Annotated in this window: 18 protein-coding genes; 11 read left to right on the top strand and 7 right to left on the bottom strand. The window is 53.2% G+C overall.

The annotated features are described in order from the left end of the window. Positions 1-509 precede the first annotated feature (509 nt). From rpmH to mnmE, 4 genes are all read left to right on the top strand, one after another. Positions 510-644 (top strand): 50S ribosomal protein L34, encoded by a 135-nt coding sequence (gene rpmH, locus ABO_RS14075; RefSeq protein ID WP_011590025.1) that lies wholly within the window; start codon positions 510-512, stop codon positions 642-644. Positions 645-682: 38 nt separating this feature from the next. Next, on the top strand, positions 683-1,048 hold the full coding sequence (rnpA, locus tag ABO_RS14340) for a ribonuclease P protein component (RefSeq protein ID WP_011590024.1): 366 nt from the start codon (positions 683-685) through the stop codon (positions 1,046-1,048). 40 nt (positions 1,049-1,088) lie between these two features. After that, a complete protein-coding gene (gene yidC / locus ABO_RS14070; RefSeq protein WP_011590023.1) occupies positions 1,089-2,837 on the top strand; it encodes a membrane protein insertase YidC in 1,749 nt (582 codons plus the stop codon). 113 nt (positions 2,838-2,950) lie between these two features. Next, positions 2,951-4,321, top strand: coding sequence for a tRNA uridine-5-carboxymethylaminomethyl(34) synthesis GTPase MnmE (gene mnmE, locus ABO_RS14065; protein WP_011590022.1), 1,371 nt, complete (start codon positions 2,951-2,953; stop codon positions 4,319-4,321). 150 nt (positions 4,322-4,471) lie between these two features. Here the strand turns inward: mnmE and ABO_RS14060 are convergent, their stop codons facing one another. Further along, positions 4,472-5,038, bottom strand: coding sequence for a carboxymuconolactone decarboxylase family protein (locus tag ABO_RS14060; RefSeq protein ID WP_011590021.1), 567 nt, complete (start codon positions 5,036-5,038; stop codon positions 4,472-4,474). Positions 5,039-5,246: 208 nt separating this feature from the next. Here ABO_RS14060 and ABO_RS14055 point away from each other — a divergent pair, with 208 nt between their 5' ends. The 6 genes from ABO_RS14055 to ABO_RS14030 all read left to right on the top strand — a co-directional run bounded on the left by ABO_RS14055 (position 5,247) and on the right by ABO_RS14030 (position 14,534). After that, on the top strand, positions 5,247-5,807 hold the full coding sequence (locus ABO_RS14055) for a TetR/AcrR family transcriptional regulator (protein WP_101235005.1): 561 nt from the start codon (positions 5,247-5,249) through the stop codon (positions 5,805-5,807). Positions 5,808-5,922: 115 nt separating this feature from the next. Continuing rightward, entirely contained in the window at positions 5,923-7,311 is a 1,389-nt protein-coding gene (locus ABO_RS14050) for a class II fumarate hydratase (RefSeq protein ID WP_011590019.1), read from the top strand. Positions 7,312-7,538: 227 nt separating this feature from the next. Continuing rightward, on the top strand, positions 7,539-9,170 hold the full coding sequence (locus ABO_RS14045) for a fatty acid--CoA ligase (protein ID WP_011590018.1): 1,632 nt from the start codon (positions 7,539-7,541) through the stop codon (positions 9,168-9,170). Positions 9,171-9,477: 307 nt separating this feature from the next. Then, entirely contained in the window at positions 9,478-10,626 is a 1,149-nt protein-coding gene (locus ABO_RS14040) for an efflux RND transporter periplasmic adaptor subunit (protein ID WP_011590017.1), read from the top strand. Next, positions 10,623-13,715 carry an efflux RND transporter permease subunit gene (locus ABO_RS14035; protein WP_011590016.1) on the top strand — a complete coding sequence of 1,031 codons (3,093 nt, stop codon included), beginning with the start codon at positions 10,623-10,625 and terminating at the stop codon, positions 13,713-13,715. The genes ABO_RS14040 and ABO_RS14035 overlap by 4 nt, the downstream gene beginning before the upstream one ends. A gap of 153 nt (positions 13,716-13,868) precedes the next feature. Continuing rightward, positions 13,869-14,534, top strand: a complete 666-nt coding sequence (locus ABO_RS14030) for a M48 family metallopeptidase (protein WP_011590015.1) — start codon at positions 13,869-13,871, stop codon at positions 14,532-14,534. A 199-nt stretch (positions 14,535-14,733) separates the two neighbouring features. Here ABO_RS14030 and ABO_RS14025 read toward each other — a convergent pair whose 3' ends face one another. The 3 genes from ABO_RS14025 to ABO_RS14015 form a co-directional block, all read right to left on the bottom strand. Further along, positions 14,734-14,937 carry a transcription antiterminator/RNA stability regulator CspE gene (locus ABO_RS14025; protein WP_011590014.1) on the bottom strand — a complete coding sequence of 68 codons (204 nt, stop codon included), beginning with the start codon at positions 14,935-14,937 and terminating at the stop codon, positions 14,734-14,736. Between the two features lie 187 nt (positions 14,938-15,124). Further along, positions 15,125-16,021 (bottom strand): D-hexose-6-phosphate mutarotase, encoded by an 897-nt coding sequence (locus ABO_RS14020; protein WP_011590013.1) that lies wholly within the window; start codon positions 16,019-16,021, stop codon positions 15,125-15,127. A 56-nt stretch (positions 16,022-16,077) separates the two neighbouring features. Beyond that, positions 16,078-17,451: a WS/DGAT/MGAT family O-acyltransferase gene (locus ABO_RS14015; protein WP_011590012.1), complete on the bottom strand. Its 1,374-nt coding sequence runs from the start codon at positions 17,449-17,451 to the stop codon at positions 16,078-16,080. A gap of 423 nt (positions 17,452-17,874) precedes the next feature. Here ABO_RS14015 and ABO_RS14010 point away from each other — a divergent pair, with 423 nt between their 5' ends. Then, a complete protein-coding gene (locus tag ABO_RS14010; RefSeq protein ID WP_011590011.1) occupies positions 17,875-19,473 on the top strand; it encodes an isocitrate lyase in 1,599 nt (532 codons plus the stop codon). A gap of 358 nt (positions 19,474-19,831) precedes the next feature. Here the strand turns inward: ABO_RS14010 and ABO_RS14005 are convergent, their stop codons facing one another. From ABO_RS14005 to ABO_RS13995, 3 genes are all read right to left on the bottom strand, one after another. Further along, positions 19,832-21,133 carry a hypothetical protein gene (locus tag ABO_RS14005; RefSeq protein WP_011590010.1) on the bottom strand — a complete coding sequence of 434 codons (1,302 nt, stop codon included), beginning with the start codon at positions 21,131-21,133 and terminating at the stop codon, positions 19,832-19,834. Between the two features lie 201 nt (positions 21,134-21,334). Further along, on the bottom strand, positions 21,335-23,149 hold the full coding sequence (locus ABO_RS14000) for an acyl-CoA dehydrogenase C-terminal domain-containing protein (RefSeq protein ID WP_011590009.1): 1,815 nt from the start codon (positions 23,147-23,149) through the stop codon (positions 21,335-21,337). Between the two features lie 274 nt (positions 23,150-23,423). Next, positions 23,424-25,124 (bottom strand): potassium/proton antiporter, encoded by a 1,701-nt coding sequence (locus ABO_RS13995; RefSeq protein WP_011590008.1) that lies wholly within the window; start codon positions 25,122-25,124, stop codon positions 23,424-23,426. Positions 25,125-25,188 lie beyond the last annotated feature (64 nt).

The following is a 25,188-nucleotide window of genomic DNA, read 5'->3' as shown; positions in this document are numbered from 1 at the left end:
GCACCCGCCTTGTGTTATCCAATGTATTACTCGCCATAAGGGCCCTTTACTAGGACACAAAGGCCAATCTAATCGAACATTCTACCCCTACAGACACCCACCTATCCACAGGATACAGGGCTTTTTTTTAACAACGCCCCCCTGTGGATAACTAGGCTTACAACCCTGTTAGCGAAGCACAGTGCAACCCGGTGGATAACTACACGAACAACTTATATCCACATTTAATGACAACTCATCCACACACTCCCCCCATAGCTCTAACGGGTTAATACGCAAGTTATAAAAACCGCAACATATTGATTAATATAAATATATAGCACTTACACACAGAAAACGCCGAAGCCTATAATTACTACTACAATCAATAAATACTTAAATATATAAAATCTATTAACAGCCATTTCTTTTCTTCCAAAGAGCAGGAAAAAAAGCACGTTGACACAGCCCCATTGGTTCCCTAGACTTGCCGCCCTTCTAATCGCTGTCTAATCCATGGGGAAGACGCCATGAAACGCACATTCCAGCCAAGCGTACTTAAGCGCAAACGTGCTCACGGTTTTCGTGCTCGTATGGCCACAAAAAATGGCCGTAAAATCTTGGCCGCTCGTCGTGCCAAGGGCCGTAAACGGTTGGCTGCATAAGCCAACCGTTTCACCTTGCTTTCCTGGCTGAGGTAACAGTGCCAATCTCACAGGCCTTTACCCGCCAACATCGCCTGCTTACTGGGCCCCAATATCAAACCGTCTTTGACCAACCCGAGTGGAAGGTTGGTTTAGGTGGCTATTTGCTATTGGTAACCCGAAATTCCCAACCGCATCCTAGACTAGGTTTGGTAATAGGCCGAAAACGCGTCAAACGCGCCGTAGATCGTGCGAGAATCAAACGACGAGTACGCGAACAGTTCCGCTGCCGACAGCAGGAATTGGCCGGTTTGGACATTATTCTTCTGGTTCGTGGTCGGATTGAAAACCCGAATCCAAACCAAGTGACCCTCGATATTACTCGGCTATTTGACAAGCTGCTTGCTAAGTGCCGGCAAGCTTGAGAAACTGCGGCCCGTTTTTCATGCCACAGATAAGCCTCCTATGGAAATCCAGCGCGCCTTAGTTATTACCGGCATTGCCGTTGTTTCATACCTGATGATTCAGGCTTGGCAGCGAGATTACGCAAACACTGCAAGCCCTGTCCCTGTTGAACAGGTGGCAGAACAGGGAAACTCTTCATCCTCAGATAGTGCTGATTTGCCTTCGGTACAGTCGCAAACCGACAACAGCATTCCTTCGGCTCAGTCCGACAATGATCTGCCATCGGTTTCACCTGCAGATATTGCCCAACCCACACCCTCTTCTCAGCGTATTGAAGTCAATACGGATGTTCTTCGTGTGGAAATCAATCCTGTGGGGGGCGATATCGTTCGCCTGGCATTGCCCGATTATCCCAAGCATGTAGATACCCCTGATCAACCTTTTGTGTTGATGGATCAGAATAGCAATGGCACTTATGTGGCTCAGAGCGGGCTAGTAGGCAAGAATGGCACCGACTCCAGCAAAGGCCGCCCGCACTGGAATAGCGCCCAGCAAAGCTATCGACTTGCTGAAGGGGATAACGAACTTAACGTTGACCTGACACTTACTCAGGACAGCGGCGCAGAAATCATCAAACGTTATACTTTCGAGAAAGGCAGCTATCTGATTCGTGTTAGCCACATCGTGCGCAATAACGGCAGCACCCCTTGGACCGGCGCCTTGTACGGACAGATCAAGCGCGATGGGCGTGATGACCCGGGTCTCTCCAAAGCGGGGTTTGCCCCCATGCCTACCTACCTTGGAGCTGCGTACTGGAGTGCTGACAAGCCGTATAACAAGCTCACGTTTGACGACATGAGCGAAGACGACGTCAAGCTAGACCAGACCGTGGAAGGCGGCTGGCTGGCCATGGTGCAGCATTACTTTGTATCTGCCTGGATACCTGACGCCAAACAAAAGAACCATTACTCCAGCGTTTACCTGAAGTCTCGCGATCAGTACCTGCTGCGGTTTGTGTCGCCTAATACCACCATACAGCCGGGTGAAGAATCGGTGTTGTACTCCGAGTTCTATGCTGGGCCCAAGCAGCAAGATAACCTGGAAGCCATCAGTCCTGGGCTGAACATGACTGTGGACTATGGCTGGTTGTGGTTTATCTCCCAGCCTATCTTTGCCTTGTTGGTGTTCTTGCAAAGCGGAGAAGTGTCCGTATTCGGTATGGATATCGATATCGGTGGCGGTGTGGGTAACTGGGGTGTGGCGATCATCTTGTTGACCTTAATCATCAAGGCTATCTTCTTTAAGCTCAGCGCCACCAGCTATCGCTCCATGGCCAAAATGCGCAAGGTTGCGCCGGAAATGCAGCGCATCAAGGAGCAGAATAAGAACGATAAACAAAAGCAGCAGATGGAAACCATGAATCTGTTCAAGCGGGAAAAGATCAACCCGCTGGGCGGCTGTTTGCCAATGCTTGTGCAAATGCCCGTGTTTATCGCCCTATATTATGTGCTGCTGGAATCGGTGGAGCTGCGTCAGGCGCCGTTCTTCTTGTGGATTAATGACCTGTCTGTGATGGATCCGTACTTCGTACTGCCAATCCTGATGGGCGCCTCCATGTTCTTGCAAACCCGCCTAAACCCGACGCCGGCAGACCCGACTCAAGCGCAGGTGATGAAGTGGATGCCAATGATTTTTGCGGTGTTCATGCTCTGGTTCCCGGCTGGGTTGGTACTGTATTGGCTAACCAACAACATCTTGTCTATTGCTCAGCAGTGGATTATTACCCGTAATATTGAGAATAGTGCCTGACGCACGTCGTAGGACGTTGGCTGCAGAAAAGAGTAAAGCCGGTCTCACGACCGGCTTTACTCTTTTCTGGCCACGTCTAGCATCAAACGTCGAGTGCTTTCTATAATCAGCCTATGCTCACTTCGTCTCCAGATACCATTGTTGCCATTGCTACTGCTCCCGGGCGGGGCGGTGTCGGTGTGGTACGCCTTTCCGGCCCGCAGGCGCTAAGCATAGCGTCATCCATTGTTGGTGAGCGGTTACTTTCCCCACGGTTGGCGCATTTTTGTCGCTTTCGCAATCAGGATGGTGACGTTCTGGATGAAGGTTTGGTGATCAGCTTTCCCGCCCCTCACTCTTTTACCGGGGAAGATGTGGTCGAGTTGCAGGGGCACGGTGGCCCGGTAATTTTAGACATGTTGGTGGCCACATGTATTGAGGCGGGGGCTCGGCAGGCCCGTGCCGGTGAATTTTCCCAGCGGGCTTTCCTTAACGACAAGATGGATCTAACCCAGGCGGAAGCTATCGCCGATTTGATTGATGCGGGCACGGCTGCCTCCGCGAGGGCGGCGCTACATTCTTTACAAGGGGTTTTTTCTGCTGAAGTAAATCAACTGGTGGAAGCACTGATTGGCCTGCGCATCTATGTGGAGGCAGCCATCGATTTCCCGGAAGAAGAAATTGACTTCCTGTCTGATGGTAAGGTCGCTAGTGATCTTAGGGCGGTACGCAAGCAGTGCCTGCGGGTGCTCGGTGAAGCCAATCAAGGACGGTTGGTACGCGAAGGTATGACCTTGGTGATTGCTGGTAAACCGAACGCGGGAAAATCATCATTGATGAATGCTCTGGCCGGTTTTGATGCGGCTATCGTCACTGATATTGCCGGCACCACTCGGGATGTACTGCGTGAGTCCATTCAGTTGGATGGTATGCCCTTGAACCTGATTGATACCGCTGGGCTACGCGACAGTGCCGATGTGGTGGAACAGGAGGGTATCCGCCGCGCTTACGCTGAAATGCGTAAGGCTGATCGTTTGTTGGTCATGGTGGATTCCCGTGATCCGCTAGACGATATTCACAATCTCCACGATCTGTTGCCGCAAAGCCAACAGCAATTGGAAAATTTGGACTTACCGGTAACCGTAGTGCTCAATAAAGCCGATTTGTCAGGATTATCAACGGGTCCGCGTGCTGATGGGGCTTTTGTGATTTCCGCGGCCAATGGCGAGGGCTTGGATGCGTTGCGCGGCCATTTGAAGCAGGTTGCGGGTTATCAGGGGGAAGGCCAAAGCCGTTTTTCTGCCCGTCGTCGCCATATTACCGCTCTTGAGAAAGCGCTGATGGCATTGGAAAGTGGTGAGCAACAACTGCATGGTCAGGCTGCTGGAGAATTGTTAGCTGAAGACCTTCGTGCTGCTCAGAAGGCACTAGAAGAGATCACCGGAGTATTTACGGCGGATGATCTTTTAGGTCGTATTTTTTCATCATTTTGTATCGGTAAATAATCAAGCAACGTTACCCGCTAACCATAGCGACGCTTTTTCTTGGGAGTAACTATGGGCTTGTTAGGCTTATTGCCATGAGAGGGACGCGAGTAGCGAGGGGAAATCTTTACCTGCCCCACGGTCAAGGGTGAAGCAGGTAAAGGCGTTGCATTAAGATGATGGCGTACTATCGGCATGCCATTCAAATTTTTTGAACGGCTTATCAACTGGAGTGTTGGCCAGGTGGTTAGTGTAATTGCTCATCACCTTCTGAGACACGCCGAGAATGATTTCCAGGATATGCCGTTTTTCATAGCCTGCGTCCAAGAAAGCCTGCACCGTTTTTTCATCCACCTCACCGCGATCACGGACCACCGATAAAGTGAAATCGCGCAAGGCTTCGAGTTTGTCGGTGGGCAACGGTGTTTTGTCGCGCAATGCATTGGTAATGCTATCGTCAACGTCCATGGATTTGGCAATGCCGGTATGGGCTGGGACGCAGTAATGGCAGGCGTGTTCTACATTGATAGTTTGCCATACCACCGTCACTTCTTCGTCAGTAAAGCTCGTTTCTAGAAAAAGAGCGTGCAGTTTCTGATACCCCTCTAACAATCCTGGCGCTTCCGCCATTACCGCATGCAGATTGGGAATCATACCAAAGCTTTTTTGCGATTCTTTCAGTAAGGTCAAGCTAGCTTCGGGGGCTGTTTCATCGGTGTGAAGAGTGAAATCGGTCATAATTGCTCCTTTGTATCGGTTAATTGAGCGGTTTTATATTTGAGCAACCACTCAATAACGGTGCCACCCTAACATAGTGATCATGACCTGCAATAGTATTTTGAGTGATCACTCAGCTATTGTTAGACTCTTTTATTATCTGTGTGAAGGGGGAGCATCTATGCCCAGAGTAGTGGCGTATGATCGACAAGATTGCCTGGAAAAGGCCATGACTCTGTTCTGGCAGAAAGGGTTTCATGGCACCACGCTCAAAGATATTGAGCACACGCTGAATATGCGCCCGGGTAGTATTTATGCCGCTTTTGGCAATAAAGAGTCGCTCTACAGCCAGGCGTTGGATCTGTATGCCGGAACTATAGGCAGAGGTTTTCTCGAAAAATTGAAAGAAAAGGGCACTCCTCTTGAGGGCTTGGCAGATTATGTACATGAACTAGGTAATCTGCGCGACATAAACCCGCCTTCTCGGGCATGTATGCTAGTAAAAGGTTTATTGGAAACCGGAGATGAAACGCCTGCACTGCAGAGAAAAATTGAAACGCGGTTGGCCGATATGGAACGTATTTTTCGGCAAGCTTTTACTGAGGCACATGAAGCAGGGCAAATTCGAGATCCGGATCTTTCTGCTCATCAGCCGGATCGTTTAGCACGAAGACTGCAGTGTGAAGTGATGGGGTTACGTGCATTTGCCCAACGATCCGGTGATCAGGAAGAGTTGAAGTTGTTAGCCGAGGATATTGCGCAGAGCCTGCTTTCCATGCAGGCGGAATAAGCTTTCAGCGGGTTGCCGAAACGGTATATGTGTTGATTGCACTTCTAATGAATCTGGCTTGTTGCCGTGCCATCATAAGACCGAACGAGTTTTTAATGTTGGCAGGAGGCAGACCATGTCCACGGATCACTCTGATACTCGCATCGAAACGGACTCCTTGGGAGAGATAGCGGTTCCAAGTAGAGCTCGCTGGGGGGCACAGACACAGCGGGCGGTGGATAACTTTCCTATTAGCGGCCGCACGCTTCCGCCACGGTTTATTCAGGCGGTGGTGCACATTAAGCGTTGTGCGGCTGAAGCAAACCGGGAGCTGGGAGAATTGCCTTCCAATAAAGCAGTGGCCATTGTTGGGGCCTGTAATGACTTGTTGGCGGGTCACCATGGCGATCAGTTTCCTGTTGATATCTTTCAAACGGGTTCCGGCACTAGCACCAATATGAACGTTAATGAGGTGATTGCTCATCTGTGCGAAGAAGCGGGGGCTTCGATTCATCCCAATGATGATGTGAATTTGGGACAGAGCAGTAACGACACTATTCCCACCGCCATCCATGTGTCTGCGGCGTTAGCCGTGACCGAACACCTGATTCCTGCGCTGGAGCAGCTGATCGTCGAGCTGGGACTGCGCGCTCGGGAGCATCGGGAGACGGTGAAAACCGGGCGCACCCACCTTATGGATGCTATGCCAGTGACGGTCGAGCAGGAACTGCAAACCTGGGCGATGCAGTTGCAGGATGCTTGCGGGCGTGTGGCCGGTGCGCGCGACGCCTTGTTGGCCGTACCCCAAGGGGGGACGGCCGTGGGGAGTGGCATCAACGCGCATCCAGCGTTCGGTGAGACCTTTGCCAGCAAGCTAGCAGATGAAACTGGCCTGGCATTTCGGGCCTTACCGCACCCCTTTGTAGCGCAGAGCGCGCTGGATGGTCCGTTGGCATTATCGGCAGCGCTGCGTGGTATTGCTGTGGTGTTGATGAAGATCAGTAACGATTTGCGCTGGATGAATTCCGGGCCTACTCATGGGCTTGGTGAGATTCAATTACCGGCTACTCAGCCGGGTTCGTCGATTATGCCTGGCAAAGTGAACCCGGTTATTTGTGAGTCTGCCACTATGGTGGCAACTCAGGTTATGGGTTTGGATCAGGCCAATGCTATTGCCGCCCAGAGCGGCAATTTCCAGCTCAATGTGATGTTACCGCTGGTGGCCAGTAACTTGTTGGATATGACAGAGTGGTTAGGCAATAGCTGCACTAATCTGGCTGAGCGAGCGATTAAAGGGATGACTTTCAATGAAGCTCGATTGGCTGAAGGGGTGGGTAAGAACCCTATTTTAGTCACGGCCCTGAACCCTGTGATTGGTTATGAAAAAGCAGCGAAAATTGCTAAAGAAGCGTTTGCTAGCGGCAGGCCGGTACTGGAGGTAGCCGAAGAACAGTCTGGTCTATCTAGGCAGAAATTAGAGCAGCTGCTGGATCCAAAGGACCTGACGCATCCTTTAAAAGGATGATTGCGTTTATCCCTGGGTACATTACTACTTGCAGAACATAATCATTGGAAGTGATTCCTTGAAGTGAGCGTTCGGCGGGGTGTCTACCTGGGTGGGATTTGGTAACCTAGCGGCCTGGCGGCGGATGGCCCAAGTTCGGATTTATGGCAGTACTGAGCGTCAGTCATACTAACGGGTAGGGGGGTCCTTCCCGTGAACGGCAGAATAACAAGGGAACGGAGCAAGTTATGAGTAGTCAAGTGAACATCACTCGCAGCGACTCTGCGGTGGAGTCATCCTTAGTCATCAACCATATTCTCGCAGCCGGAGTACTCAAGTCCCCGGATCAGACCATTACTTATGGTGATCGCACTTTAACCTATCGTGAATTAAATGAGCGAATACACCGTTTGGCGGGTGTGTTGGCAGCCCAAGGCGTCAAGCCCGGCGATACGGTGGCGGTGATGGAGTGGGATACTAACCGTTATCTAGAAGCATTTTTTGCCATCCCGATGATGGGTGCCGTGCTGCATACAGTGAATGTACGCCTAAGCCCGGAGCAGATTCTTTACACCATCAACCACGCCGAAGATGATGCGATCCTGGTTAACAGTGAATTTCTGTCGACCCTGGAAGAGATTAAAGACCGTATCGAAACGGTGAAAACCTACATCCTACTCGACGACAGTGGGGTGAAAGGGAGTGACAGCCTGCCGTTAGCGGGTGAATACGAAGAGCTGCTGGCCAAGGCGCCGGCTCAGTACGATTTCCCTGAGCTGGACGAAAACACCCGCGCCACCACTTTTTACACTACCGGCACCACGGGTCTGCCCAAGGGAGTGTATTTCTCCCACCGTCAGCTGGTGCTGCATACTTTTGCTGCTCGCAATACTATTGCCGGTGTCGGGCAAGGGCGCTTCAATGAAAATGACGTCTATATGCCGATCACGCCCATGTTCCATGTGCATGCATGGGGCATTCCGTACATGGCGACCTTGATGGGTGTAAAGCAGGTCTATCCGGGTCGCTATGAGCCGGCCACTTTGCTCCGGCTGCTGGCCACCCACAAAGTCACTTTTTCACACTGTGTGCCCACGATCATCCAAATGTTATTGCAGTCGGAAGCGGCCGAGAGCGTCGATCTGAGCGGCTGGAAAGTCATTATTGGTGGTTCCGCCTTGCCCAAGGCGATGGCCACGAAAGCGCTTAAACGCGGCATCGATATCTACACCGGTTACGGTATGAGCGAAACTTGCCCGCTGTTGACCCTGGCTCTGTTGACCCCAGAACTGGAAAAGGCGGGCCTGGAGACCCAGGTGGATTACCGCACCCGCACAGGCCGCCCGGTAGCCATGGTGCAGTTGCGTATTGTCGATGGAGAAATGAATGACGTGCCCCACGATGGTGAGAGCCAGGGTGAAGTGGTCGTGCGCGCCCCGTGGCTGACTCAGGGTTACCTGAAAGATCCGGCAAAATCTGAAGAGTTGTGGCACGGTGGTTGGTTGCATACCGGTGACGTAGCGGTGATGTCCGATGACGGTTGGTTGAAAATCGTCGACCGTATCAAGGATGTGATCAAGACGGGCGGTGAATGGGTGTCTTCCATCGACCTAGAAAGCCTAGTACTACAGCATCCCGGCGCAGGCGAGTGCGCGGTGGTTGGCGTGCCCGATGAAAAATGGGGCGAGCGCCCGGTGGCGCTGGTGGTAAAAAATGGTGAAGTCGATGAAGACAGCATCAAGGCACTGGTTGCTGATTATGCCGAGAAGGGTGTGATCAGCCGTTACGGGATTCCCGATCGAGTGATCTTCGTTGATGAGTTACCAAGAACATCCGTAGGTAAACTCGACAAGAAAAAGATGCGTGCCGAAATGGTTTAGCTAGACGCAATAGGCCAAGCGCTAAGATACAAAGCCCGCCATTTTGGTGGGCTTTTCTTTTTTATCGTAAAGCGTCGTTTTCTATGGATGGATGCATGGTCGTATTTAGCTCCTTCGTAGGGAACATCTTGAAAATCGTGCTTTCTTTGCCTCGTGTGGGTGCAGATTGTCCCCCAGCCTGAAAGACGCAGCATGCAAGGGGTTTTCAGCGGTCCTTTAAGGCGTGCTACACATTGCTTGCATAATTTAACGTTACACTGATGTGCTTCAATCAGTCTCGGTTTGAATGAAAATAATGGAGAGTGGCATGGCGCGGATTATCGCGGGGCTGGTGCTGTTAGTACTGGTGGGGGTTGCTGTGTGGTGGTTTTGGCCCACGGAACAGGCGCCCATGGGCTCGCGCCCGCCGACGGCGGTGAACTTAGCGCCGAGTATCGAGCGTCCTCTCTATGACCGGGTAGAAGCTGTGGGCACCGCTCGTGCTGCTCAGGCCGTTGTGCTGTTGGCAGAAGTACCAGGGCGGGTAGCGGAAATCCACTTCCAGCAGGGTCAGCAAGTCACGCGCGGGCAATTGCTGGTGACCTTGGATGACCGCAACGCCCGCGCTGAACTCGCTCGCGCTGAAGCGGAGTACCAGCGTGCCAAGGACGACTATCGTCGTGGCCAGCAATTGGTGGATCGGCGCGCCATTTCCCAGTCCGAGGTAGATACGTTCCGCACTACTTTGGAAGCCGCTGAAGCCAGCCGGGATGTCGCCCGCGCCAATTTCAGTGACCATACCATCCGCGCCCCATTTGCCGGCGTGTTGGGTCTTCGACAGGTGGACCCTGGCGCTTATCTGCAGACCGGTGATCCGATCACGACGCTGGATAATGTGGGGCATTTGGAAGTGGATTTCCAGATACCAGAACGCTACTTGGCTAAGTTGGCTGTTGGTTTGCCGGTGCAGATCCGCAATTCAGCGTTTGAAAATCAGGCCTTTGAAGGGAGCATTACCCATCTGGATTCGCGAGTGAACAGTAGCAGCCGTAGCCTCACTGTGCGTGCGCGATTGAATAATCCTCAGGGCCAGTTATTGCCTGGGCAGTTTTTGCGAGTGTCTGTGCAATTAGCGCAACGCGATGCCTTGCTGGTGCCGGAGCAGGCAGTTATCACCCAGGGCGCGCAGAGCTATGTGTTCACCGTGAGCAAGGATAACCGGGCGCGGCGTCATCCGGTTACCTTGGGCGGGCGCCGTGATGGCTGGGTGGAAGTCACCAGTGGCCTAACGGATAAACCGGACGTAGTCGTCAATGGCCACTCCCGGCTCGGCAGCGGTCAGCCGGTAAAGGTGATTGATGATCCGGAGGCATTGCTGCCCGGCCAGCGGGTGTTGCTGAACTCGGAGCCAGCAGACGATGCTCCCTTTGGGGAGCCGCAACCGAATGATTCGGCTGTTAATGAGGCGGCGGCATGATCCTGTCGGATGTTTCTATTAAACGACCGGTCTTTGCCACCGTTATCAGCCTGCTGATCGTGGTGTTTGGCGTTAGCGCCTTGCTAAAATTGCCAATCCGGGAATATCCGGATATCGACCCGCCGGAAGTGTCGGTCAGTGTGGATTACGCTGGTGCCGCGCCGGAAGTCATCGATACCCAGATTATTCAGGTTATTGAAGGCGCGATTTCCGGAGTGGAAGGGGTGCGTAAGATTGAGTCGCGTAGTCGGCTGGGTTCCGCCCGCACAACGGTAGAATTTACCCTTGAGCGGGATGTGGATATCGCCGCCAATGACGTGCGTGATGCGGTGTCTCGGGTGCTAAACCGTTTACCTGAAGAAGCTGAATCCCCGGTTATCGCCAAGGCCGATGCAGATGCTCGGCCCATTATCTGGGTTACGTTGACCAGCAGTAGCCTAGCTCCCCAGGAACTCACGGACTTTGCTGAACGATCATTGGTGGACCGCTTTGCGATGCTCGATGGTGTGTCGGAAGTGATTATCGGCGGTGAGCGCCGTTATGCCATGCGGGTGTGGCTGGATCGCCAGAGTATGGCGGCCAATCAGGTTACCGTCACCGATATCGAGCAGGCTCTGCGTAACAATAATGTGGAGCTGCCGGCGGGTAAGCTGGAATCGGAATCCCGGGCTTTTACCATTCGCGCAGATAATCGTCTGGCCACGGTGCAGGCTTTTGAAAACCTGGTGGTTAGCCGTCAGGGGGATTATTTGTTGCGCTTAGGGGATGTGGCGCGGGTGGCGCTGGGCGTGGAAAACGATGATTCGGTGCTCCGTGCTAATGGCCAAACGGCTATTGGGCTAGGTGTGGTGCGTCAGTCTAAAGCCAACACGGTAGCAGTATCAGACCGGGTGCGCGAAGAAATTGTGGCCGTGCGTGACAACCTGCCGGCGGATATCCAGCTAGACATCAATTCTGATGAGTCCTTGTTTATTCGGGCCTCTATTCGTGAAGTGCTGATTACCCTGGGCATTTCCGTGGTACTGGTGATAGCGGTGATTTTTGCCTTCCTGGGTAACCTGCGGGCTACCTTGATTCCGGCGGTGACTATTCCAGTGTCTGTGATTGGTGCTTTTATCGGGTTCGGGGTGATGGATTTTTCCATCAACGTACTGACTTTGCTGGCGTTGATACTGGCCATTGGCCTGGTGGTGGACGATGCCATTGTGATGCTGGAAAACATTCAGCGTCGTATCGACGAAGGTGAGTCACGGCTGGTGGCAGCGTATCTCGGTGCCCGTCAGGTTGCGTTTGCTGTGGTGGCCACGACGCTGACATTAGTAGCGGTGTTTGTGCCCATCTCCTTTATGGGAGGCGATGTGGGCCGGCTGTTTAGTGAGTTTGGTTTTACACTGGCCTCGGCGGTGATTATTTCCAGCATCGTGGCGCTGAGCTTGGCTCCGATGTTGTGTTCACGCTGGCTGCACCGCCACAGTCATAAAGAAAGGCAGGGCCAGAGCAACGTTCTTCAACGCGGGCTTACCCGGTTAAACCAAGCCTACGCCAATGCTCTGCAACGAACGTTGAAAAGCCCTTGGCCGTTGGCGCTAGGGTGTGTGCTGCTGTGTTTGGTGGCAGCGTTATTATTTCGGCAGCTCCCCCAAGCGCTGGCGCCTACGGAAGATCGCGGCGTGTTTATTATTCCTGCTACCTCACCGCAGGGCTCCACCGTGGAATACGGTGCGCACCATACTCGGGCACTGGAAAAAATTCTGATCCCTCTGGTGGAAAAGGGGGAGGCAGAGCGGGTGCTGGCAATTATCGGTTTTCGTGGTGTGCCGGAGCGGGCGTTTACCATTGTGCGGCTAAAAGATTGGCAAGAGCGTGAACGCACTCAGCAGGAAATTGTTAGCGAGTTACGCGGCCAACTGTCCCAAGTCACCGGCTTGCGTGCCTTTGCGGTCAATCCGCCGGGGTTGGGGCAAAGTGCCTTCGACCAGGCTTTGGAAGTGGTGGTGGCCGGGCCGGACTATGAGCAGGTGCTGGCTTGGAGCGAGACTCTGATGGCGGCCCTGCGCGAAAACCCCAACTTGATCAGCATCGATACTGATTTTGAGCAGACCCAGCCGCAGCTGGATGTGAATTTGAATCGTGAACGGGCGGCAGATTTGGGGATCACAGCCACCGATGTGGGCACTACCCTGCAGGCCATGTTTGCCACCCTCACCGTATCCACCTATGTGGACCGGGGGAGGGAATACGATGTGCTACTGGAAGCGGAAAAGAGCGCCAGTGAAGTTCCCGAGGACGTGCTGCCGATCTATCTGCGCAGTGACAATGGTGGGTTGGTACCATTCTCCAGTGTGGTAAATCTGACGACCACTGGTGATGCACCAGAGCTGCGCAGGGTGGACCGGTTACCGGCTATCACTTTGTCTGCCAATCTGGCCGATGGCTATGACCTCGCCACCGCCATGCGCTATGTGGAAGCGAAAGCGAAGGAGCGGTTACCGCTGCAAGCGCGTATTGGCTACAAGGGTATGGCCGAGGAACTGAAGGAATCGGCGTCAGCGATTTTGGTGACTTTTTCATTGGCGTTGGTGATCGTGTTTTTAGTGCTGGCCGCCCAGTTTGAAAGTTGGATTCATCCGTTAATTATCATGCTCACGGTGCCACTGGCGTTAGCAGGTGCGGTAATTGCGATCAGTATTACCGGTGACAGCCTGAACATTTACAGTCAGATTGGCATGATCATGTTACTCGGGCTGATGGCGAAAAATGGCATCCTAATTGTGGAATTCGCCAACCAGCTTCGTGATCAGGGGCGCAGCGTTAAAGACGCTATCTACGAAGGTGCTATCGTGCGTTTTCGGCCAGTATTGATGACAGGGGTCTCCACTATCTTCGGTGCTGTGCCGTTGGTGCTGGCCACCGGCGCTGGTGCGGAAAGTCGTTTTACCATCGGCGTAGTGATACTCGGGGGGTTATTGTTTGCCACCGTGCTGACCTTGTTCATTATCCCGGTGCTGTATCAATGGCTGGCACCCTATGCCACACCGGCGGATGCGGTCAGCCAACAACTGGATCAGGAAATGCGCAAAAGCCGTTGAAAGTGCAAAATTAAAACACGGATGATATTTTGCCAGTCGAGAATGTTATTACCTGTGTGTCCCCCACAACGATTTCGCAGCCACGGCGAGCCAGAAAAAAATCTGCGCTCGCGGCATTTTCTTTAACGGTTAACTTTTTAGCCTGCCTTTGTAATGACTGATTACGAACTGATCCGCAGCAAGCGCCGCAGCCTGGAGCTTCGTGTTCTCGAAGATGGGCGTGTTCAAGTGCGCGCGCCTCAACAGACACCTCTACGGATGGTGCAGGCTTTTGTGGCAAGCCGTAGTCAATGGATTGCCGCGCAGCAAGAACGGCAAGCACAGCGGCCCCGACAGCGTTGGCACGACGGTGCTGCGTTTGTCCTGCGGGGGAAAACTCTCAGCCTGGATGTGAGCGAAGGGGCTACCCGGGTTTTCGTCAGTGGCGGCTATCTCACCGTACGAGTGAGCGATTCGGATCAGGAAAGCAGTGTGAAAACGGCGGTGCAAAACTGGTTACGCAAACAGGCGCGAGCGGCTTTCGAAGACAGTATTGAGCGCCAGTTCGACTGGTTTGCTGCTGAAGGATTCTCACGCCCGGTATTACGGGTGAAAAGCATGCGTACCCGTTGGGGGTCTCTGTCTGCCCGCGGCTACATCAATCTTAACTTGGCGCTGCTGCACTATCCTCCCAAGGCGCTGGATTATGTGGTCATGCATGAACTTTGCCATCTCATACACATGAACCACGGCCCCGGTTTTCACGCCCTGATGGACGCCCGTATGCCCGACTGGCGTCAGCGAAAAAATCTCCTAGACCAACCATGTTATCAGCCCTGAGCGCTGAGTTAATCGTGCAGAGTGTAAAGTTCAAACGCGGGAGGGTTGGTGATGGTGTGCCGGTGATGAATCAGAGTACGCGGGCATGGTCTTTCAACACGCGAGCACTTGTTGCGCGTTTTTAAACGTTACACTTTCAACGTTTCACCAGACATAAAAAAAACCCGCCGAAGCGGGTTTTTTCTACTAACGTGGTTGCTTATTCAGCAACAACGTTAGCAGCCTGTGGACCTTTTGGGCCCTGCTGGATCTCGAAGGAAACCTTCTGACCCTCAGCCAGGGTTTTGAAGCCTGAGCCGGTAATTGCACTGAAATGAACGAACACGTCCGCACCACCATCGTCCTGGGAAATGAAGCCAAAACCCTTGGACTCGTTAAACCACTTCACAGTACCTGTAGCCATGTGAATATATACCTCAAAAACTATTACTTAGGGTGTTGCTTGCAAACCATGTTGAGCGGTGTTCGGAGACAACTTCAGCTTCACGCAGGGAAGACAACTACCAAAACAATCCACGGCCATAATTCGCAGCCACTTCTGACTCTACTCCCCTTTTTTTGATTGCACCACCCCTTTTTTTTGCCTGTTTTTAAGGCTGGAATGAACCATTGTCTCTAATCTCAACGGCCATTTCGTGGGACTCCCCTGGAGCCAAAGTGAGCACATCATCCAATACTCGAGCGGTTTCGATGCACAGCATTCGCTGCCATGCGTCGGGGGCAAATTGACTGAGCAACTGACTTTTTTTGATCCACGGATTCCAGATAACGGCGGAGTGGCTGCCTCGACAAGTCAGCTGAATTTGTCGTTGCCAGAGGGGATCTTCCACGTGTAGCTGCGAAGGCAGTTGCAGGTAAAGTCGGTCGGTTTCCTGATGCAATTGCAGTGGCTGATCGTCTTGGCGTGTCTGCCAGTCGTCCAGTGCATCCACGTAGGGAGTATGGGCGAGCCCGTGCACGGTAATCTGCCGGCTGTCGGCCACGGCCAGATAGGTGTGCAGGGCTTGGCTGAGAGTGACCGAACGGTTGCCGTGATTATGGTTGCTCAGGCTTAACGTTAGGGTGTTGCTGAGGGTGACAGTGAGTGTGGGCGTGACCGGGGGAAAATGCTGGTGGTCGCCATGCTCTGCCAGTTGGAAAATCAGTTGCACTTGTTCTTTGTCCATGTGCTCTTCGTCGAGCCGCCAGGGTTGCTGGCGAACCAGGCCGTGGGCGGGCGGCTCGTGGAGCTGATATTGCCGCTGAACACTGTCAGGGTTGCGCTCCAGTGCGCCGAACCAAGGCCAGCAGATCGGCACGCCGCCGCGCACGCCTTGGTCAACTTCGTAGGCCGCCTGTTCACTGAGCCACAGAATAGGTGGCTCGCCATCGCGCCGGTATTCGAGCACTTGGGCACCTTGTTCGGCGATTACCAGCGTCTGGCCGCGATGGTGTAACTGCCAGCAGTTGAGACCGCCTCGCCTGATGCGGTTTAGTTCAGTTGCCATAATTGTTCGCCGGATGCCAAACGTCGGACCGGTCAGGAATCAACAGCCTGGTGTGACTATTTAATTCCTGCACCGATTTCCAATTCGCGGATGGACTGTTCCAGGTAATCCAGTAGTCGCTGCATGGAAGGCAGAGTACGGCGGCAGGCGATAAGCCCAAATTCCATCTGGTCTACATAACTGGTGAGGGTGATATTTAGGGCGATGCGATCCAAGGCAATGGATACTGGATACACTCCTTGCAGCTGTGCACCATTCCAGTACAGCGGCTCTTTCGGCCCGGGTATGTTGGAAATCACCACGTTGAAGGCCCGCCATTTTGGCGCTAGGCCGGTCAGTAAGTTCAAGCCGGTGGGAGCCATGGTGAGGGCGGTGAAATTGAGAATTTCTTCCGGGCTCATCTGCGAGAAGCGGGATTTGGCTTCCTCGACGGAATCGTGGATGACGCGCAGGCGATTAGCTGGATCACAGATGTGGGTGCCCAGGTTAGCCAAGATCATACCGATCTGGTTGCCGCCAGTGCTGTCGTCCTGCCGCAGGCTCATGGGCACCATGGCAATCAGTGGCTCATCGGGCAGCGCGTGTTGGCTAATCAAGTATTCGCGCAGAGCGTGGCCACACATGGAGAGCACCACGGTGTTAATGGTGCAGTTATAGGCCTTGGCGATAACTTTCAGGCGCGGTAATGGAAAGCTCTGGGCGGCAAAGCGGCGTGAACCGGTGATGGTATTATTCAGAATCGTGTCGGGAGCCTGAAAAATAGACACATAGTTTTCATCTTTTTTGGCTTTTTGGGTGACTTTGTAAACCTCCCGCGCGAGACCGGGCACTGTGGCAGCTTGTTTGCTTATGCTCGCGGTTAGGCGCGCCATGCTGGAGGCCATGTCAACCGGGTTGCTGGGCAGTGAGCGGGAGCGTTTTTTGGTGTTGAACGCCCAAGCCGGAGCCATTTCACGTTCACTGGGGTCAGTGGAAAGCGTTTTGGAGGCGATACGCATGGCGGATATGCCATCCATCACCGAATGGTGGATCTTATAATAGAGAGCGAACTGGCGACCGCGGATCCCTTCGATCAAATGGGCTTCCCACATGGGGCGCTCCCGGTCCAGCAGGTTGGAATGTTCGGCGGAGACCAAAGAAAGCAGTTCGCGAATGCGACCGGGTTTGGGGAGTGCTTCGTGGCGGAAGTGGTGGTCGATATCGAACTGTTTGTCTCTAGTCCAGTAATACTGGCCGAGTCGACGGGTCAGGCGCTGGTTGAATGGCGCCACTGGGTGGCAGTAATCCCGCATTTGCTGGGCCAGCTCACTCACATACTTGGGGCCGGCACCTTCCGGGAAGGAAAACAGCTGCAAACCGCCTACGTGCATGGGTTGCTGTCGTTTTTCCAGCCACAGGAACAGTTGATCCACTGGGCTAAGCGCTTTCATATATTCTCCTTGGTAATAATTTTCTCCCTAGACACACGCTGTCTACCTTTAACAGGTTATGCACTCTCCATGCCAGCTGCGCAAGAGTAAATCATAGTAACAAAGAGGAGGGCGGGTCATTCTCTGTGTGCCTGTGTGTGGGCACGCAAAGAGTGGGCGTTGCGCTAAGCTGTCTTGGTGGGAGGGGATGATGGCCAGATTCTACTAGTGCTTAAGTCTTAGGTAAAAGGCCAGTCACTAGCGTTGAAAAGACAGCATTATCAAGGCATTCATGCTGTGAATACCGAATATAGATCATATTGATTATGTTTATGTGTTGTGGGGCACTAGAATGCGCGACATCGGTAGATCGGCATGGAATGTCATGAACAGGGTTTTCACTCTCCGGCATCGATAAACTAATTTCATATTCAGAGGTTCACCATGTCATACACCAAAGACATCGAAGCACTCGGCTCCGTGGTTGGTGCGCAAAGCACCTGGAAAGATATCAACCCGGAATCTGCGGTTCGCATGCGTCTGCAAAACCGTTTCAACACGCATCTGGACATCGCCAAGTACAACGCCAAGATCATGCGTGAAGACATGGCGGCCTATGACGCTGACACTTCCAAGTACACCCAGTCCCTGGGTTGCTGGCACGGTTTTGTTGGTCAGCAAAAAATGATCTCCATCAAAAAGCACTTCGGTAGCACTAAAGGTCGTTACCTGTACTTGTCTGGCTGGATGGTTGCTGCACTGCGTTCTGAGTTTGGTCCGCTGCCTGACCAATCCATGCACGAGAAGACTGTCGTCGCTGACCTGATCCGTGAACTGTACACCTTCTTGAAGCAGGCTGACGCTTGGGAACTGAATCACCTGTTCCGTGCGCTGGACGATGCCAAAGAAGCTGGCGACGAAGCCAAGCAGAAAGAAATCATCGATCAGATCGACAACTTCGAAACTCACGTTGTTCCGATCATTGCCGACATCGATGCTGGTTTCGGTAACCCGGAAGCCACCTACCTGATGGCCAAGCAACTGATCGAAGCCGGTGCTTGCTGTATCCAGATCGAAAACCAGGTGTCTGACGAGAAGCAGTGTGGCCACCAAGACGGTAAAGTAACCGTTCCTCACGCTGACTTCCTGGCCAAGATCAACGCTGTACGTTACGCGTTCCTGGAGCTGGGTATCGACGACGGTGTAATCGTTGCCCGTACTGACTCCCTAGGTGCTGGCCTGACCAAGCAAATCGCAGTAACCAACGAGCCGGGCGACTTGGGTGACCAGTACAACGCCTTCTTGGACGGTGACGTGATCGAATCCGCTGCCGACATCAACAACGGCGACGTTGTGATCAAGTCCAATGGCAAGCTGCTCAAGCCGAAGCGTTTGGCTTCTGGCCTGTTCCAGTTTAAAGCCGGCTCAGGTATCGACCGTGTTGTTCTGGACTGTATCACCAGCCTGCAGAACGGCGCTGACCTGTTGTGGATTGAGACTGAGAAGCCTCACGTTGGCCAGATTGCAGAAATGGTTAACCGCATCCGCGAAGTGGTGCCGGACGCCAAGCTGGTTTACAACAACAGCCCGTCCTTCAACTGGACCCTGAACTTCCGTCAGCAGGTATTTGATGCTTGGGAGAAAGAAGGTAAAGACGTGTCCGCTTACGATCGCGACCGTCTGATGAGCGCTGATTACGACAGCACTGAGCTTGCTCAGCTGGCTGACGAGTGGACCAAGAACTTCCAGCGTGATGCGTCCCGTGAAGCAGGTATCTTCCACCACCTGATTACTCTGCCGACTTACCACACTGTTGCTCTGTCTACCGATAACCTGGCTAAAGGCTACTTCGGTGACGAAGGCATGTTGGCTTATGTTGCAGGCGTTCAGCGTAAAGAAATCCGTCAGGGCATCGCTACTGTGAAGCACCAGGACATGGCCGGTTCTAATATCGGTGATGACCATAAAGAGTACTTCTCCGGCGAAGCTGCACTGAAAGCTGGCGGTAAAGACAACACCATGGGTCAGTTCGAGAACACCTAATTCTCGATAGATTCAAGGTAAGTCTTTAAGAGGCGGCCTCCGTAAGGGGGCCGCTTTTTTTGTGCTGAAAAAAAACGTCTTCCACCACAGTAAAATGCGGGTAGTTGCCCCATTCAGCCAGGGTGGGCGAAACCAGAAACAGTTGAGCTAACACAAAACAGAGAAAGCAGTGTTTGATGATGTACCGCGAGGCTGAATGGAATAATGCTGCACTCTAACTAGAGTACGATTCGGCACGCGGTGGTCGCATCACCTATATGAGATAATCGGTGGCCGGGACCGAATATGCCGAGGGGATTAACGAAGAGGATTGACCAACGGCCAGTTGGCCATTGGTCAAATAAAGGGGCAGGGAAGGTTAAAGCGGTATCGGACAGTTGAGTCCGCCGAATTTTTTCTTGGTAGTACTGATGCATAGTTTGGTTGCGATGCCAAAGGGGTCACCTGGAATACGGCCACAGGCTTCTTTGGCAGCGTAGGCTTTAGCGCACTCCGATGTAGTAGAGGAAACCACACTGGCGGGTGTGTTTGCTGCAGGAAAGGTACTTGCCGGTTGGCTCGGCGCTGTGGGCTTAGCTATGGTGGCGGCTGGAGAGGGAAAGCCATTGCGAATTTTCAACAAGGGATCCATATACACCCCTTCTTCGCCGAAGCTGCTTTCGGTGGCGCTAACGCAATCGTAGGTATTTTCAATTCTGAAATAATCCACCGACTGGCCCATGTCTTTACAGTACACACTTTGTTCACCGGTATGGCTGGGAACAATAAAAACACCATGCTGAACACCATCTCTCTGGGTAAGAACGGTACCGTTATGCGTCCAGGTGCGGTTCATGAAGCGGTCCTCTTCTTGCCACCGCATTCTGATGCTATTGCCGGTTTTATTGACAACAGTCTGCCGTATCAGAGTAATGCCTTGGTACGGGGCTTGGGTAGTTGAGGCAACATAGTGAGCGACATACATGGGTTTATCGATAAACCGGGAGGTATCGATATCGCCTTTCTTGAGCCGATCGGTTTTTTGCCAAGTGGTTTTAATAACAGGAAAATCGTTTAGGCCACTATCGCGACGGTAGCGTTTTACGGTAATGCGAGACTTACCCAGGTCGCTTTTTCTCCATGAGCCATTGATATTGATTCGATTCTTGATGTGGTTGGTGTAAACCGCATGAATATAAACCGGGTGCCGGAAGGCATCGGGCAATTGTTTCAGTTCCACCACCATGTTCGGGATGGTGTGCATCTCAACGGCGCTTAACGCCTGACATCCGGCTGGAGTTGAGCGAACGCTAATCTGTTCATAGCCAACAGTGGAAAGGCTTTCAATCGTAGCGCTTTTACTGGGTGGATTAATCATCTCGGGGCTGAGTCTGGCAATCTCTAAAGCCCGTTCCTGCGGCAAGGCGCATTCAGTCAGACTGGGGAAATCGTCATACACTTCACCGTTGGCGTAGTCCTGCTGGTAGTGAGTGAAGAAATCCGACTCAAGGAGGCTTATATCAAATTGTGTTTGTGTGGGCCAGTGGTCCAGAGGATCAACAACCTCGGCATACAAGGCGTTCTGAGCAGCGTTGGTTTGAGCGAGTTGTTGATGAGGTGCGGCGCAGCCGACCAGAAGGCTAGCCACAACAGCGAGCCGCAATGGTTTCAAGATGGTCATGACCTTCCCCCGATCATTATTTATAACGTAAAACCCCCGATCAAACCGTTGCTAATGTAGCAGTTGGCAGCTACTGAGCGGATATCCTATATGGGGGATGAATAAAAGGAGGGTGCCTGGATAACCAGGCCTGGTTGGGGTGCGGATAGATAAAAAATAATAAGGCGGCCAAGTGGCCGCCTTATTATTGAACGCAAGGTGTTATTCGTAATCGAACGAAAAGTGCTCAGCGCTCAACTGCATGGTGCTTTTGGTGGGCTTGAGAGCCGCTTCGGCATGGCCCTTGGCGCTGGGCAGCATGCGGTCGAAATAAAATTCTGCGGTAGCCAATTTGGCTTTGTAGAATTCTGCCGGCTCTTTGCCGCCATTTTCCAGCTTGTCAGTGGCAACACCGGCTTGCAGCGCCCAGAAGTAAGCCATCATGGCGTAACCGCTGTACATCAAGAAGTCGTAGCTGGCAGTGGCCACCATATCGCGATCCTTTGCGGCCACCAGCATGATGCGTGTGGTTAGGTAGTTCCACTCGGCAGCAATTTTCAGCAGCTTCCAGGCGAACGGACGCAGCTTGGGATCACGTAGGTTCTTGGTGCCGAAATCCACCAGTTTTTTGGAGAATTCACGCACACACTTGCCGCGGGAAGACAGCAGTACCTTGCGGCCAAGTAAGTCCAGCGCCTGGATACCGGTGGTGCCTTCGTACAGAGTTGAGATGCGCGCATCGCGAGCGATCTGTTCCATACCGTGTTCTTTAATGTAACCGTGGCCACCGAAAACTTGCATGCCTTCGTTGGCCGCTTCCAGGCCTTTTTCAGTGAGGAAGCCTTTCAGGATCGGCGTAAGGAAACCCAGCTCGCTATCCCAGTGGTCGTATTTTTCCATGTCGTCTTCGAGCATGCCAGCGATCATGTTGTCTGCGTACTGGGCAGCGTAATAAATCATCGCGCGGCCGCCTTCGGCAATAGCCTTTTGCTTGAGTAGCATGCGGCGTACGTCGCCGTGATGAATCAAGCTGTCAGCGATGGCATCGGGCTCTTTCTTGCCGGACAGTGCGCGCATGGACTTGCGCTCTTTGGCGTAAGGTAGTGCCCCTTGATAAGACCGTTCTGCATGGGCCACACCTTGCATTGCCGTACCGATACGGGCGCTGTTCATGAAGGTGAACATGCACTCCAGGCCGCCGTGTTCCGGGCCGATCAAAAAGCCGGTGGCTTCATCAAAATTAATCACGCAGGTGGCGGATGCCTTGATGCCCATTTTCTTTTCCAGGGAACCACAGCTTACGCCGTTGTGTTCACCGATTTTGCCGGGCAAGTACTTGGGTACGATGAACAGGGAAATTCCCTTAGTACCTTTCGGTGCATCGGGTAGGCGGGCCAACACGATGTGGATAATGTTTTCGGTTAGGTCATGATCACCGGAGGAAATGAAAATCTTGGTACCGGAGATTTTGTAAGAACCGTCTTGCTGCGGGTCGGCTTTGGTTTTTACCTGGCCCAGGTCGGTGCCGCACTGAGGTTCAGTTAGGCACATGGTGCCGCCCCAGGTGCCTTCGGTGAGCGGTACCAGGTAATCCTGTTTCTGTTCTTCGGAACCGTGCATCTGGATAGTGTTCATGGCACCCAGAGATAGCCCCGGGTACATGGAAAAGGACCAGTTAGCCGTGGCCATCATTTCCTGTTTAATCAGGCCCAGAGACATGGGCAGGCCTTGGCCGCCCACTTCTACCGGGTGGCTCAGACCTTGCCAGCCGCCAGCGATGAATTCGTCGTAGGCTTCTTTGAAACCCTTCGGGGTGGTCACCACGCCATCTTCCAGTTTACAGCCTTCCTCGTCACCGCTCTGGTAAAGGGGCGCAATAGTGTTTTCACATAATTTGGCCATTTCACCGATAATGGCTTCCACCATATCGGGGGTGGCTTCTTCACCATTGGGCTGAGCCTTGTAGTGACGCTCAAAATCGAACACTTCGTTCATCAAAAAGCGCATATCGCGCACGGGAGCCTTGTAGGTTGGCATAGCAATCACCCTAAGAAAACGGATTAACTGTCAGGAACGGACAGCGCAACAGGGCAGGCATTGTTGGGCAATTCAAGGATGAAGGCATTGACTGCCAAGGCGCCGCACGGTTGGCGTTAGGGTGAATGGGTGTAAACACAATGCTGGGGAAAAATCGGTAAGCGACAATGTCATTATAGTGGTCTTCTACCCGAACTTCTTACCAGCGCTTTATGCTTGGAGGCCGGCACATTGGCTCAATAACAGCATACTTTGCATGTGCTTTGCGCCGGCCTTATCCGGGAAGTTTCAGCCCGGCCATGACGACCGTGCCGTTTTCAACAGACCTTGCTCTTAGCCGCAGGCCGCTGACACGCACCGTATCACCCACTACGGTTTGTTTTCCCACTTGTTTGGTGAAGATCTCGGCCACGGTCAGTCCTTGCCAGAGTGGTGGAGGGGCTTGTACCCCATACACCGCAATCAATTGCGCTACCGGGGTTTTGCCCAGCACGCTGAAGTCGCCGTAATAACGTTTCTCATCACTGCTTAATTTATGGCATAGGTCGGACAGGCCGGATTTGTGTGATAGCGGTGCGAGCCAGGCAATCAAGTCACCGGCTTCAATTTTGGGGTCATCACTGAGGCTGAGCACCCGCGTGTTGCGATACAAAATCAACGGGGTGCGCTCGTTTTCGCCCAGTTCCCCCAAGCTCTTGCCTACGGCCTTAGCGCCGTCTTCCACTTCAAACTGCATCAAGTAGCGATCGCGAGGGGCGGCCAGGGCCACGGTTTGTTTCGGCTCGGTGGTGCGCGGCACCGAGACTTTCAGTTTGCGGGCGACAAAGCGCAGGCTTGCGCCTTGCCCAAGCAGGGAAATCAGCACCACCACGAGGGTAATATCAAATAGCAGATAGGTTTGTTCCACGCCGGCCAGTAGCGGGAAAACGGCCAGTACAATGGGCACGGCACCACGTAACCCGGTCCAGGCAATAAAGGTTTCTTCGCGCCAAGTAAAACGGAAGGGTAGCAGACTAATCCATACGGATAGCGGGCGGGCTAGCAACATCAAAAAGGCTGCCACGGCGAGGGCATAGGGAAGGTTTTCGATGAGTCGCGACGGCGTCACCAGCAGACCCAAGATCAGAAACATGCCGGACTGGGCCAGCCAGGCCATGGAGTCCATGGCTTTGAGCACATTGTCACCGGTGCCGCCCCGGCGATTACCGGCTACCAAGCCGGTCAGGTATACCGCCAGAAAACCGGAGCCGCCTACCAAATTGGTAATGGCAAACACCATGGCGCCACCGCTGCACAGCAGTAAAGCATGTAGCCCTTCGTTGCTACGCACCCGCAGCAACACTTCGCTGATCACGGCCCCCAGCAACAAGCCCAGCAGGATGCCCAAACCAAACTGTTGGATCAGAGTGACCAGCATCCCCGCGCCCCACTGGGCATCCGGGTCCACCAACATGCCTACCAGCATCAGGGTAATAAAGATGGCCATGGGGTCGTTGAGACCGGATTCGATCTCCAGGGTACTTGCCACACGTTCATTCAGGGTGACGCCAGCGCCTTTGATAACACTGAAAACGGCCGCCGCATCGGTGGAGCCGATAATACCGCCCAGCAGCAGACCCACCCGCCAGTCCACCCCGATTAACCAAGTAGTAAAAGCGCCCACCAGGGCGGCAGAGATGGCCACCCCTAAAGTAGCCAGGCTAAGGGCGGGGCGTAGGCCCAATTTGAAGGTGCTTAATCGCGTGCGTAGGCCGCCATCGAGCAGAATCACCGCCAACGCGATATTGCCAATCACATAAGCGGTGGAGAAATCATCAAACTCGATGCCGCCTAGGCCGTCTTCCCCGGCCACCATGCCCACCACTAGAAAGATGAGCAGGGACGGCACCCCGAAGCGAGCGCTCAGAGAACCCAGTAGCAGGCCGGTGAACATCAGACCGGTGCCGATCAGCAGAAAGATATTCAATGATTCCAAATGCGTTCCTAGTTAAGTGAGAACAGAGTTATAGAGTACAATAGCTTACACGGAACCGGCGGTG

This window comes from Alcanivorax borkumensis SK2 (assembly GCF_000009365.1).
Lineage (GTDB): Bacteria > Pseudomonadota > Gammaproteobacteria > Pseudomonadales > Alcanivoracaceae > Alcanivorax > Alcanivorax borkumensis.
Note: the sequence above shows the minus strand (reverse complement) of the source record. Positions and strands in the feature narration are given on the sequence as shown.